12 protein-coding genes and 1 pseudogene are annotated in these 12,712 nt (G+C 72.1%); 8 read left to right on the forward strand and 5 right to left on the reverse strand.

Going from position 1 to position 12,712, the window contains the following annotated elements; genetic code table 11:
- Window positions 1-91 precede the first annotated feature (91 nt).
- Window positions 92-1,519 carry an aldehyde dehydrogenase (NADP(+)) gene (locus tag ACWEVS_RS11790; RefSeq protein ID WP_452551238.1) on the reverse strand — a complete coding sequence of 476 codons (1,428 nt, stop codon included), beginning with the start codon at window positions 1,517-1,519 and terminating at the stop codon, window positions 92-94.
- Window positions 1,520-1,630: 111 nt separating this feature from the next.
- Between ACWEVS_RS11790 and ACWEVS_RS11795 the strand changes: the two genes are divergently transcribed.
- On the forward strand, window positions 1,631-2,887 hold the full coding sequence (locus ACWEVS_RS11795) for a glucarate dehydratase family protein (protein WP_452551239.1): 1,257 nt from the start codon (window positions 1,631-1,633) through the stop codon (window positions 2,885-2,887).
- 4 nt (window positions 2,888-2,891) lie between these two features.
- Window positions 2,892-4,079, forward strand: a complete 1,188-nt coding sequence (locus ACWEVS_RS11800; RefSeq protein ID WP_452551241.1) for a hypothetical protein — start codon at window positions 2,892-2,894, stop codon at window positions 4,077-4,079.
- A 192-nt stretch (window positions 4,080-4,271) separates the two neighbouring features.
- Here ACWEVS_RS11800 and ACWEVS_RS11805 read toward each other — a convergent pair whose 3' ends face one another.
- Window positions 4,272-4,421 carry a hypothetical protein gene (locus ACWEVS_RS11805; RefSeq protein ID WP_452551242.1) on the reverse strand — a complete coding sequence of 50 codons (150 nt, stop codon included), beginning with the start codon at window positions 4,419-4,421 and terminating at the stop codon, window positions 4,272-4,274.
- A 201-nt stretch (window positions 4,422-4,622) separates the two neighbouring features.
- Here ACWEVS_RS11805 and ACWEVS_RS11810 point away from each other — a divergent pair, with 201 nt between their 5' ends.
- Genes ACWEVS_RS11810 through ACWEVS_RS11830 form a run of 5 tightly spaced genes read left to right on the forward strand, consistent with a single transcriptional unit; the run spans window position 4,623 to window position 9,527 of the window.
- Complete coding sequence (locus ACWEVS_RS11810; protein WP_354906694.1) at window positions 4,623-5,015, forward strand: GntR family transcriptional regulator; 393 nt, start codon at window positions 4,623-4,625, stop codon at window positions 5,013-5,015.
- Complete coding sequence (locus ACWEVS_RS11815; RefSeq protein ID WP_452551244.1) at window positions 5,012-5,902, forward strand: ABC transporter ATP-binding protein; 891 nt, start codon at window positions 5,012-5,014, stop codon at window positions 5,900-5,902. The genes ACWEVS_RS11810 and ACWEVS_RS11815 overlap by 4 nt, the downstream gene beginning before the upstream one ends.
- On the forward strand, window positions 5,899-6,951 hold the full coding sequence (locus ACWEVS_RS11820; protein WP_452551246.1) for an ABC transporter permease: 1,053 nt from the start codon (window positions 5,899-5,901) through the stop codon (window positions 6,949-6,951). The genes ACWEVS_RS11815 and ACWEVS_RS11820 overlap by 4 nt, the downstream gene beginning before the upstream one ends.
- A complete protein-coding gene (locus tag ACWEVS_RS11825; protein ID WP_452551248.1) occupies window positions 6,948-8,360 on the forward strand; it encodes a S41 family peptidase in 1,413 nt (470 codons plus the stop codon). The genes ACWEVS_RS11820 and ACWEVS_RS11825 overlap by 4 nt, the downstream gene beginning before the upstream one ends.
- A gap of 12 nt (window positions 8,361-8,372) precedes the next feature.
- Window positions 8,373-9,527 carry an alpha/beta hydrolase family protein gene (locus ACWEVS_RS11830; protein WP_452551250.1) on the forward strand — a complete coding sequence of 385 codons (1,155 nt, stop codon included), beginning with the start codon at window positions 8,373-8,375 and terminating at the stop codon, window positions 9,525-9,527.
- A 193-nt stretch (window positions 9,528-9,720) separates the two neighbouring features.
- Here ACWEVS_RS11830 and ACWEVS_RS11835 read toward each other — a convergent pair whose 3' ends face one another.
- From ACWEVS_RS11835 to ACWEVS_RS11845, 3 genes are read right to left on the reverse strand one after another with little or no spacing between them, the layout of a single operon-like run.
- Entirely contained in the window at window positions 9,721-10,212 is a 492-nt protein-coding gene (locus tag ACWEVS_RS11835) for a DUF402 domain-containing protein (protein WP_449916908.1), read from the reverse strand.
- Window positions 10,209-10,841, reverse strand: a complete 633-nt coding sequence (locus ACWEVS_RS11840) for a response regulator transcription factor (RefSeq protein WP_354906700.1) — start codon at window positions 10,839-10,841, stop codon at window positions 10,209-10,211. The genes ACWEVS_RS11835 and ACWEVS_RS11840 overlap by 4 nt, the downstream gene beginning before the upstream one ends.
- Window positions 10,838-11,938: a sensor histidine kinase gene (locus tag ACWEVS_RS11845; RefSeq protein ID WP_452551251.1), complete on the reverse strand. Its 1,101-nt coding sequence runs from the start codon at window positions 11,936-11,938 to the stop codon at window positions 10,838-10,840. Before ACWEVS_RS11845 ends, ACWEVS_RS11840 begins: the two co-directional genes overlap by 4 nt.
- Before the next feature lie 87 nt (window positions 11,939-12,025).
- On the opposite strand from ACWEVS_RS11845, the pseudogene ACWEVS_RS11850 reads away from it, so the two are divergent.
- Window positions 12,026-12,667, forward strand: a pseudogene (locus ACWEVS_RS11850) (ATP-binding cassette domain-containing protein); the annotation flags it as partial.
- Window positions 12,668-12,712: the final 45 nt, after the last annotated feature.

The raw sequence follows: 12,712 nt of genomic DNA on the forward strand, positions 1-12,712 counted from the left end.
CCCGTCCCGGCCACCGCGGCGGCCGGGACGGGGCAGGACCTTCGGACAGACCTCGCGGTCGCCGACGGCCCTCGCCCCGCCCGCCAGACGGTCAGCCGTCGACGCGCCGCGGGACGCCCAGCGGGTTGTCGTCGCGCAGCTCGGCCGGCAGCAGCTCCTGCGGCCAGCCCTGGTAGGCCGTCGGCCGCAGCCACCTGCGGATGGCCATCGCCCCCACCGAGGTGTGCTCGGGGGCGGTGCTGGCCGGCCACGGACCGCCGTGGTGCATCGCCCAGCACACCGCCACGCCGGTCGGCCAGCCGTTCCAGATGAGCCGGCCCGCCTTCCGCGCCAGCACCTCGGCGACCGGCGCGGCCTCGGCAGTGTCGGTGGCGTGGACGGTGGCGGTCAGGGAGCCGTCGAGCCGTTGCAGCACCTCGATCAGCTCGGCCGCGTCGGAGTAGGTGACCACGATCGACGAAGGGCCGAAGCACTCCTCGGCGACCTCGGGCAGCCGGGCGGCGAAGGCGGCCAGGTCGATGGTGAAGACCTTGGGCGCGACCGCCCACTCCCCCTCGCCCTGGCCGCCCTCCGCCAGCAGGGTGAGCTTGGACAGGCGCTCGAGCCCCTGAAGGTAGCCCTCCCTGATGCGATCGCTGAGCATCGGCGAGCCGTTCGTGCCGGCGACCGCCGTACCGAGGGAGGCGATCAGGTCCGCGTCGTCGGGCGCGAAGACCAGGCCGGGGTTGGTGCAGAACTGCCCGGTGCCGAGCGTGAGGGACGCGGCGAAGCCCTCGGCCAGCCCTTCGCGCGCGGCGGAGGGCAGGACCACGACCGGGTTCACGCTGCCCAGCTCGCCGTAGAACGGGATCGGGTCGGGGCGCTCGTCGATGAGCGCCTGGATGGCCTTGCCGCCGGGGATCGACCCGGTGAAGCCCACCGCCACCACGTCGGGGTGCTGGACCAGCCGCTTGCCTGCCGCCAGGCCGTGGACCAGGCCGAGCAGCGCGGGGTCGGGCAGCGCCGACCTGATGACGCGCGCCGTCAGCTCGGAGGTCAGCGGGTGCCCCGGGTGCGCCTTGACGACGACGGGACAGCCCGCCGCGAGCGCCGAGGCGGTGTCGCCGCCCGCCACGGAGAAGGCGAACGGGAAGTTCGAGGCGGAGAAGACGCCGACGACACCGGGCAGCGGGTGGTTCATCCGGCGCACGTCGGGCTGCACCGAGATGACCGCCTCCAGGTGACCGCCGTCGCGCAGCACGCCGGCGAAGAGCCGGAACTGGCTGGCCGCGCGGGCCACCTCGCCGCGCAACCTGGTCTCACCGAGCGCGGTCTCCCTGTCGGCGACGGCCCAGAGCTCGTCGACGTTGGCCTCCAGCGCCTCGGCGACGGCCTCCAGCACCTCGGGTCTGCGCGCCGCGCGCCAGGCAGGTCCCGCCGCGTGCGCGGCCGCGACGGCGGCGTCGACGTCGGCGTCGGTGGCCTCGGGGACGCCTTCGCCGAAGGTGCCGCCGGTGCGCGGGTCGTATGCGTGGATCATCGCCTCACCCCTATGCAATATCACACTTCACTCTACCTTGCCTTGACACTGGCTCCGCCAGATTCTTACAGTACTGACATTCGTCCACAATTCTGGCGGTTGTTCACATATATGAACATTAGAGAGATCACGGTCACCCCGGTCGCCTTCCGCGACCCGCCTCTGCTCAACGCCGCCGGAGTCCACGAGCCGTGGGCGCTGCGCACGATCGTCGAAGTCGTCACCGACGAAGGACTGTCCGGGCTCGGCGAGACCTACGGCGACCTGGCCCACCTGGAAAAGGTGCGCACCGCGGCCAATGCCCTCGTCGGCCTGGACGTACACGCCCAGAACGAGATCTACGCCCGCGTCTCCACCCTGGTCGGCGACGTGGTGAGCGACCTGCACGGGCTGACGGGAGCGGCCACCAAGGAGAAGAGCATCGACCGGGTCTACTCGCCGTTCGAGGTCGCCTGCCTGGACATCCGGGGCAAGGCCACCGGGCGCCCGGTGAGCGATCTGCTCGGCGGCGCCGTACGGCAGGCCGTGCCGTACAGCGCCTACCTCTTCTACAAGTGGGCCGGTCACCCGGGAGAGCCCGACGACAGGTTCGGCGCGGCGCTCGATCCCGAAGGGATCGTGGCGCAGGCGCGGCTGCTGATCGAGGAGTACGGCTTCCGCTCCATCAAGCTCAAGGGCGGGGTGTTCGAACCCGCCCAGGAGGTCGCGGCGATCCAGGCGCTGCGCGCCGCCTTCCCCGACCACCCGCTGCGCCTGGACCCGAACGCCGTCTGGTCGGTCGAGACCTCGATCGAGGTCGCCCGCGCGCTGGCCGGGACGCTGGAGTACCTGGAGGACCCCACCGCCGGCATCTCCGGCATGGCCGCCGTCGCGGCGCAGGCGCCGATGCCGCTGGCCACCAACATGTGCGTGGTGACCTTCGAGCACCTGCCGCCCGCGATCAGGGAGGGCGCCATCGGGGTGCTGCTGTCCGACCACCACTACTGGGGAGGGCTGGCGCGTTCGGTGCAGCTGGCCAGGCTGTGCGAGACGTTCGGGATCTCGCTGTCCATGCACTCCAACTCCCACCTCGGGATCAGCCTGGCCGCGATGACGCACCTGGCGGCCGCGGTCCCGAACGTCGCCACCGCCTGCGACACGCACACGCCCTGGCAGGACGGGCAGGACGTGGTGGCCCCCGGAGCGCTCCGGTTCGTGGACGGGGCGGTGCCCGTGCCCACCGGGCCGGGGCTCGGCGTCGAACTGGACAGGGACGCGCTGGCAGTGATGCACGAGCAGTACCTCAAGTGCGGGCTCACCTCCCGCGACGACACCGGCTACATGAGGAGGGTGAACCCCTCGTTCGTCACCAGCCGCCCCCGCTGGTAGCCCGATGCGCATCGCCTACGCCTACCCCTGGGACATCGTCGGCGACCCCGACGCGCCGGCCAGGCTCACCGAGCTGGGCGTCGACGCGGTCGCGCTGGCCGCCTCCTACCACGCCACCCGCGCCGCCACCCCGTTCCACCCCGAGCACCGGGTGCTCGACGTGCCGTACTCCGCCTTCTACCTCCCGGTACGGCAGGCGGCGTGGGGCCGCCTCGTCCCGCCGAACCCGACCTGGACCGCGCCCGACGCCTTCCTCAGGGCCCGCGAGGCGCTCAGGGCGGCCGGCCTGCCGGTGCACGCCTGGACCGTCCTCACCCACAGCAGCCGTCTCGGCGCCGCGCACCCCGGCCTGGTGGTCCGCAACGCCTTCGGCGACCCCTACCCGTACGCGCTGTGCCCCGCGCACGAGGACGTCGTGGACTACTGCGAGCGCCTGGTGCGGGAGATCGTCACGGTGGGAGCGCCCGACGGGATCATCCTGGAGGCGTGCGGGCCGATGGGGTTCGGGCACCAGAGCGTCCACGAGAAGACCGCCGGCGCCGACTGGACCCCCGTGCAGTCCGCGCTGCTGTCGCTGTGCTTCTGCACGGCCTGCGAGAACGGCTACCAGGACGCCGGCCGGCTGCGCGCGCTGGTGCGCGCGGCCATCGACGGCGCCGCACCCGGCTCGGCGGCCTCCGGCTCGGCAGCCCTCGGTTCGACGGATCCCGGCTCGACAGGGCCCGGCTCGGTGGCGGACGCGCTCGGTGAGCAGGCCGCGCACGTGCGGGAGCGGCGGACCGGGCTGGCGGGGGCGCTCAGGGCCAGGCTCGTCGCGGCCGCCCGGGAGGCGGCGCCGGGCCTGCCGATCAGGATCCACGCCGCCCCCGACCCGTGGGCGGCGGGGCCCTTCGCCCCCCTTCCCGACGGGGATCCCGCGCTCGACGGGCTGGTGGCGATGTGCTGGGGCACGCCCGAGGAGGCCACCGCCAACCTGGAGCGGCTGTCCGCCATCGCCGCCCCAGGCCAGCGGCTCGGCGCCTACGCGCTGTTCCTGCCGCCCAAGCCGGCCGACCCCGACCACCTGGCCGCTTCGTTCGCCGCGTTCGCCAAGGCGGGGGCGGACGAGCTGCATCTGTACCACGTGGGGCTCGCCTCGCCCGCCCGCCTGGCCGCCCTCACCGTGGCGCTGCGGCTCTCCCGGTCCGTGTAGGCGAGCCGCCATTCCCTCCGGACGGAATGCGGCGTTGATTCGTGAGTCAGTGCCGAGTGGCACAACCGATGCAGCGTCCACCCGTCGCGTGCTTCGAGCTCGGCCGAGTCGGTGATCCCCGGATGGACGAGCGACCGGGTGAGGGTCTCGAAGAGCTCGGTGGCTCGCCGGTAGGGCAGAGGGGCTCGCCCGTCAACCGATTGTGAGGTCGAACAGCGCGGCGATCTGCTCGCGGGACAGCGCCCGGGTCCGGAACGGAAGCGCGGGCCGGCGCTCGATGCCGACGATCGGATTGCCGGCCGGCCAGCCGCGGGCCCGCCACCAGATGACGGCGGCTTTCATCACCGACATGTGACGGTCGACGGTGTCGGCCTCGATCAGCGGATCCGCTGCGCGAACATCTCGGCGAGCACGTCGACCGGCCCTCCGTCGAGCGCTGCGAGTGGCTCGGCGCCCCGCCGGTCGCGACCCGAGGCAGGCACTTATGATCCTTTTAACCCGTATGGGTCTAAAGTACTAGCAGGCTAGATAAATGGAGATTCGGTGATCGAGTTCCATCTGGACGGCAGGTCGGGTGTTTCGCCGTACCTGCAGCTGGTCCAGCAAGTACGGCACGCGCTACGGCTAGGCATGCTGCGCAAGGGCGACCAGCTGCCGACTGTCAAGGAGGTCGTGGCGCAATTGGCGATCAACGCCAACACCGTCCTCAAGGCTTACCGGGAACTCGAGCACGAGGGCCTGGTCGCCGCCCGGCCAGGGGTGGGGACGTTCGTGACGGCGACGCTCACCGACACCTCGCTGGCCGCGCACGGCCCGCTGCGGCTGGAACTGCGGCGCTGGCTGGCCAAGGCACGGCGCGCCGGCCTCGACGACGAAAGCATCGAGGCTCTCTTCATGACGACCTTCCGGACCACCGCTCAGGAGGACATCGCGTGACCTCTGTCCTGCAGGCCCAGGGACTGGGCAAGAGATACGGCAAGCGCTGGGCGCTGCGCGAGTGCGCCATCGACATACCGGCGGGCCACGTCGTCGGGCTGGTCGGCCCCAACGGCGCCGGCAAGACCACGCTGCTGAGGCTGGCCGGCGGCCAGCTCGAACCGACGGCGGGCGGCATCACCGTGCTCGGCGGCCGTCCCGCCGGCGGACCCGCGCAGCTGGCCAGGGTCGGGTTCGTCGCCCAGGACACCCCCGTCTACGCCGGTCTGACCGTCGCCGATCACCTGCGGCTGGGAGCACGGCTCAACCCCCGCTGGGACGCCGCCATGGCGCGGGAACGGATCAAGCGGCTCAACCTCGATCCCGCCCACCGGGCGGGCAGGCTGTCCGGCGGCCAGCGCGCCCAGCTCGCCCTCACCCTGGGTCTGGCCAAGCGGCCCGAACTCCTGATCCTGGACGAGCCGGTCGCCTCGCTCGACCCGCTCGCCCGCCGCGAGTTCATGCAGAGCCTGATGGAGGCCACGGTCGAGCACCAGTTCAGCGTGGTGCTCTCCTCCCACCTGGTCTCCGACCTGGAACGGGTCTGCGACTTCCTGGTCGTGCTCGTCGAATCCCGCGTGCAGGTGGCGGGAGAGGTCGACAAGCTGCTGGCCACCCATCACCGGCTCACCGGCCCGCGCCGCGATCCCGACCGGCTGCCCGCCGACCAGCACGTGGTCGCCGCACGCCATACCGACCGGCAGAGCACGTTCGTGGTCCGTACCGAGGCCCCGATCCACGACCCCACCTGGGCGGTCACCCAGCTCAGCCTGGAGGACCTGGTCCTGGCCTACATGGACGACCGCCGCGCCGAGAACCGGCGAGTCGGGCTGGAGGTGCAGCGATGATCTGGCTGACCTGGCGCCAGTTCCGCGGCTCGGCCGCGATGATGGCCGCCTTACTCGTCATTCTCGCCGTCGTCCTGGCCCTGACCGGCCCGGACCTGGCCACCCGCTACTCCGCCGGGATCGCCGGCTGCGCGCAGGACAACACCTGCGACCGCTTCTACGATCAATTCTTCGACGCGTACGAGATGCCCTTCATGGCCGTCAGCCTCGTCGTGCTGCTCCTGCCCGCTCTCGTCGGGCTCTTCTGGGGAGCACCGCTGATCACCCGCGAACTGGAGGCGAGCACGCACCTGCTGGTGTGGAACCAGAGCATCACCCGCGGCCGCTGGTTGGCGGTCAAGTTCGGTTTCGTCGGCCTGGTCGCCATGGCCGCCGCCGGCCTGTGCGGCTTCGTCGTGACCTGGTGGTCCGATCCCCTGGACAAGTCAGCCTCGGAGAGCCTCGCCCTGATGGCGCCCCTGGTGTTCGGCGCTCGCGGCATCGCCCCGGTAGGGTATGCGGCCTTCGCCTTCGTCCTCGGCGTAACCGTGGGCATGCTCGTGCGCCGCACCCTGCCCGCCATGGCCCTCACCCTGGCCGTGTTCGCCGCGATCCAGCTCGCGATGCCGCTGGCGGTCCGCGCCCACCTGATGCCCCCGGCCACCGGGACCTTCGAGCTCAGCCAGGCGAACGTGGAGAACGTCGGCCTGTCACAGGAGGGAGGCGGACCCGTGCGGATTCTCCTGAGGTCGGCCGTTCCCGGCCACGCCGGCGCCTGGGTCCTCCACAGCGGCCTGGTCGATCCGTCCGGACGCACGATCTCCGATGGCGCCGGCGGAGCCGCCATCCAGGTCTCCACGACGTCGGGGCCCTGCTCACCGTCGGGGGCGGCGGGCCGCGGGGACCGCTGCATGGTCGAGATCAACCGGCTCGGCTACCGGCAGCAGGCGACCTACCAGCCCCTCGACCGCTTCTGGACCTTCCAGTGGATCGAGACCGGGATCTATGCCCTCCTCACCCTCGGCCTCGCATGGTTGTCCTTCTGGTGGATCCGGAGGCGCCTGTCATGACCGTCAGGACCGTGACAGCCGGGCTCGCCCTCCTCTTGGCGGCGGCCTGCGCGGCACCGACGCCGCCGCGGAGCCAGGCGAGCGCGGCAGCCAGTACGGTCTGCGCGCCACCCCACGGACCTCCCGGGGCGGAGACGGCCACCACGATCGACGTCATCGAGCAGGCGTACTTCTGCATCCTCGGCAACTACTACAGCGGCGCCACGCTGGACGCCCGCTCGCTGACCGCCGGATTCGTCGCCCTGACGCAGGAGCTCAACCGCAAGGGGCGCGACGTGCCCGAGGCCACCATGCCGGCGCTGACCGGTGACCGGAAAGCCGACTGGGCCGCTTTCGAGGCCGTCTACCGGAAGGTCACCGATCAGGTGCCGGACCTGCGCGAGCGGCTGGCCGTCGTCACCCTCGAGGGCATCGTGGCCGGCCTCGGCGACAACCACGCCTCCTGGGCGCACGACGTCGAGCAACCGCCCGACTACTACGACGGTGACGGCTACGGCCTGGGCCTCCAGGCGAACGTCAATGGTCCACAGGTGAACGGCAACCCCGGCGTCGCCCTCCCTCCGTTGTTCGTCACCACCGTGCAGGGTGGCGCGGCGCGGGCCGCCGGACTACGCCCGGGCGACATCATCGAATCGATCAACGGATCGGCCCCCTTCATCGACGGGAAGGCCACTCCAGCGATCGCGGCTCTCTACCCGCGATACCCGGAAGCGCGCCCGGTCCGGCTGCGGCTCCTGCGGCAGACCACCGGCCGCCGTTGGATCGTGACGCTCAAGCCCGGCCTCCACCAGCGGGATCTGTCCGCCCTGCAAGTGGTGCAGTCGAAGCTGCTTCAGGACGGCATCGCCTACGTACGGCTGCGCGGGTTCTCCCCCGACTCCGCGGACAGGGCTCTCAAAGCGATCGCCAGGCTGCGTACCGGCCGGACGCTCACCGGCGTCGTGCTGGACCTGCGCGGCAACGGCGGCGGCAGTCCCCTGGAGGCGATCCGGCTGGTGAGCGCGTTCGTCCACGGGAAGGCCACGGCCTACCTGTGCACCGTGGACGGCACGTGCGAGACCTTGCGGACCGACGACACCGTCGAGCTGCTCGACCTGCCGCTGATGGTGCTCACCGACCGCAGCTGCGCCTCGGCGTGCGAGCACTTCAGCTCCGCGGTCAAGGACCTGGGCGCGGGCCGGTTGGTCGGCACCAGAACCGCCGGCGTCATCTCCGGCCCGGCGCAGCCTTACCTGCTCGGCAACAACACCGTTCTGCGTTTCCCCGTCAGGCACCACCTCGGGCCCGATCGCGAGGTGATCGACCGGATCGGCGTGCCCCCCGACCACTACGTGCCCCTGACCCCGGAGGACGCGGCCGCCGGACGCGACCCCGCGCTGGCCAAGGCCCTGGCCTTGCTGCACAAGTGAATGGACCTCTCGATGAGACAGATCCTGGCAGTCGCCGCAGGACTGGTCGTCCTCACCGCGTCCGCCTGCTCCGCACCCACGCCGCCCCGGTCCGCTGTCCCGTCGGCCACGCCGACCGGCCCGGCCGTCCTGCCCACTCCCACCGGCGCCCATCCGGTCGGCACCACCGCCCTGTATCTGACGGACACCTCCCGCCCCGATCCCTGGGATCTCGACGTCGACGCCAGGCAGCTCAAGGTCACCCTGTGGTATCCGACCGAGCAGCGGGACGGCGAGCGCGCACCGTACATGACGCCTGAGGAATCCGAGCTCATACTGGAAGGCTTGGGGATCACGGGCGTGCCGTCCGACAGGCTGAGCAAGACGCGGACGAACGCCGTCAAGGACGCGCGACCCGCGGGGCGGAAGCTTCCGCTGGTGGTGCTCTCCCCCGGCTTCACCAAGCCGGTGAGCACGCTCACGTCCCTGGCCGAGGAGCTGGCCAGCCGAGGGTACGTCGTGGCCGGGATCGACCACACCTACGAGAGCTACGCCACGACCTTCCCCGACGGGCGGGTCGCGAAGTGCCTCGCGTGCGACAGCGACACCGACCCGGGCTTCGGCACAGGGCTGGTCCAGGGCCGGGCGACCGACGTCTCCTTCGTGCTCGACCGGTTGCCGTCGACGTGGGACGGCGCCGACCTGATCGACCGCTCCAGGATCGCGATGGTCGGCCAGTCGATCGGCGGGGCCAGCGCCATGGCTGCCATGGTGAAGGACTCCCGGGTACGCGCCGGGATCGACATGGACGGCACCACCTACGCCCGGATCCCCAAGAGCGGGTTCGCCCGGCCGTTCATGTTCCTGGGCTCGGCGCAGCACGTCCCCGGAGGCCCTGCCCCCACGTGGGACCGCGACTGGAAGCTGCTGACCGGGTGGAAGCGCTGGCTCGTGCTGTCGGGCGCGGAACACCAGTCCTTCACCGACGGCCCACTGGTGGAGGGCGCCCTCGGCGTCAAGCCCGCCTACGGCGTTCTGCCCGCGGCGCGCGCCGCCGAGCTCACCCGCACGTACGTGGCGGCCTTCCTCGACCAGCACCTGAAGTCGCGGCGGCAGCCCTTCCTGGACAAGCCGTCCTCGCGCTACCCGGAGGTCATGTTCTGCCCCACGGCCTGCGGTCAGTCCTGATTCCCGGCGCGCTCCCCGCACTATCGGGGGACGCTGACCGCAGCTCGCCCAGGCGTTCGGAAACAGCGTGATCCACCGGACGGTCATGCCGGCGGCCGGAGGGGTCGTGGAACCGAAGTCTCGCGATCCCGACCGCCCGCGCGACGGCCCCGCCTGCCGTACGGGCAGCCGTAGGGGGCGCCGGGAGGGCCGGTCAGCGCACCTGGGCGAGGTAGGGGAGGTGGGTGGCGCCGTCGAACGGGGCGAGACGGTCGGTCACCGCCGTGGTGAGCGCCGCCGCCGCGCGCTCCGCCTGGGCGACCACCTCGGGCGGGTAGCCCAGCAGCACCTGGTGGTCGGCGAACTCGTCCTCGTCGTCGACGTACACCTTCCCCTCCCTGGTGCGCACCACGTCGAGGTCGAGGTCGACCATCGTCACCTCGCCGTCGCTCCACTCGGGAACGGTGGTGACGTCGATGTAGAGGTCGGTCTTGTGACCCTCGTCGTTGAACAGCGCGACCCACCACTCGTTCCTCGGGAAGAGCATCACGAACGCCTTGTCCCACACCACCGGCGGCCCGTCACCCTTCGCCCCCGTCGTGCCGGCCTCGCAACCCACCCACACCCCATGGGCGTCCTCCCCGAGTAACCTGGCCGGGTGGTGCCAGTGGAGGGAACCGCCGTACTTGCGGAAAACGACCTTCATGCACCCGACCGTACAACGAGCCCGCTCTCGTAGGCCGCGATGACCAGCTGGGCCCGGTCGCGGGCGGCGAGCTTGGTCAGCAGGCGGCCGATGTGCGTCTTGACGGTCGCCATGCTGAGGTGCAGGTGCTCGGTGATCTCGGTGTTGGACAGTCCCCGCGCGATCAGCGTCAGCACCTCGCGCTCCCTGTCGGTGATCCCCTCCAGGCCGCGCACCGCGGGCCTGGCGAACTCCTCGATGAGCCTGCGCGTCACCGTCGGCGCCAGCAGCGCCTCCCCCGCCGCGACCACCCTGATCGCGGCCAGCAGGTCGGCGGGCGGGGTGTCCTTCAGCAGGAAGCCCGACGCTCCCGCCCGCAGCGCCGCGTAGACGTAGGCGTCGAGGTCGAACATGGTCACGATCAGCACCCTGGCCGCGTCGCCGATCCTCCGGGTGGCCTCGATGCCGTCCATCTGCGGCATCCTGACGTCCATCAGCACCACGTCCGGTCGCGTGGCCATGGCCAGCTCGACCGCCTGCGCGCCCGTGCCGGCCTCACCGGCCACGCTCATGCCGGGCTCGTTCTCCACCAGCACCCGGAAGCTGCCGCGCAGCAGGGCCTGGTCGTCGGCGACAAGGACGCGGATCATGCGTAGGGAAGGGTCGCGGCCACCCGGAACCCGCCCTCCGGACGCGGCCCCGCCGAGAACGCTCCGCCGTACATCGCGACCCTCTCTCTCATCCCCACCAGCCCGTGGCCCTCGCCGTCGCGCCGGCCGTTCCGCGTCGCGGCCCCGTGTCCTGGGCCGTCGTCCGTCACCTCGACCCGCGCCCGGCCGCCGTCGGCGGCCACCGTCACCGTGCAACGGGCCGGGCCCGCGTGCTTGACGACGTTCGTGAGCGCCTCCTGCACGATACGGTGTACGGCCAGCCGCACCCCGCCGGGAAGCCCGTCCAGCCCCGAGGCCGCCAGCTCCACCCGCACCCCCGCGAGCCTGGCGCGCTCGGCCAGCTCGTCCAGCTCGGGCACGGGACGCAACTCCGGTGGTTCGGTGCGCAGCACGCCGAGCAGATGGCGCATCTCCACCAGCGCGTCGCGGCTCGCCGTCTCGATCACCCGCAACGCGTCGTGGGCCTCCTCGGGCCTGCTGCGCAACACGTGGTTGGCGACACCCGCCTTCACCGCGATGAGTCCCATGCTGTGGGCGACGACGTCGTGCAGCTCGCGGGCGATGCGCAACCGCTCCTCGGTGACCAGCCGTTCGGCCGCGCGTGCCGCGTACTCGCGCCGCTCGCGCACGGCGCGGCCGACGGTCCACGAGCCGCCCAGCGCGGCGATCCCCAGCACGACGTCACCCGCCGCGCGCGACCAGTCCGCCGGCGCCCCCGCCACGGTCAGCATGAGGACCGCCACTCCGGTCACCACCGCGATCGCCGTGGTCGGCGCCCGCTTCGCGCAGGACAGCGCCACCGTGTACAGGGCGTAGGCGGGCGCGACACAGGCGGCGCCCACCCCTAAGACCAGGCCCGCCGCCGGCGCCACCGCGAACACCACGACGAAGACGCCCACCGGCCACCGCCTGCGCACTCCCAGCGGCAGGCCCAGGCCCAGCGCCAGCACGATCGCGACCCAGGCGGGCACCGGCGCGCTGGCCGCCGACGTCATGGCGGCCAGCGCGACGACCCATCCGGCCGCGCAGTCGAGCGCGATGAGCTGGCCCCGGGTGAGCCGCCTGGTGAAGTTCACGCCCCGCACGCTATCCGGCCGTCCCGGGCTCCGGCGTCATACCCGGGTCCGATGCGCGGGACGCGGGCCGTACCCGACCGTGAAGGGGTGATCGACGTGAGAGAGCTGACCAAGACGTACGGCGCGACCCGCGCCGTCGACCGCCTGTCCTTCACCGTCGAGCCGGGCCACGTCACCGGCTTCCTCGGTCCGAACGGCGCCGGCAAGTCCACCACGATGCGGGTGATCCTCGGTCTCGACGCGCCCACCTCCGGCCAGGCCCTGGTCAACGGCCGCCGCTACGCGAGCCTGCGCAGGCCGCTGCGCGAGGTGGGCGCGCTGCTCGACGCCAACGCCCTCCACCCGGGCCGCAGCGCCCACGACCACCTGCTCAGCCTGGCACTCACCAACGGCATCGGCGCCGCCCGCGTCGCCGAGGTCCTCGACCGCGTCGGCCTGACCGGGGTGGCCCGCAGGAAGGCGGGCGCGTTCTCGCTCGGCATGAAGCAGCGGCTCGGCATCGCCGCCGCGCTGCTCGGCGACCCTGGCGTGCTGATGTTCGACGAGCCGGTCAACGGGCTCGACCCCGACGGGGTGCGCTGGATCCGCGAGCTGATGCGCGCGCTGGCCGCCGAGGGCAGGACGGTGCTGCTGTCCAGCCACCTCATGAGCGAGATGGCCGTGACGGCCGACAGGATCGTCGTCATCGGCGAGGGCCGCCTGATCGTGGCGGCCGCCACGCGGGAGCTGACCGACCGCTACGACTCCCTGGAGTCGGCCTACCTGGCGCTCACC

The organism is Nonomuraea sp. NPDC003754 (assembly GCF_053605785.1).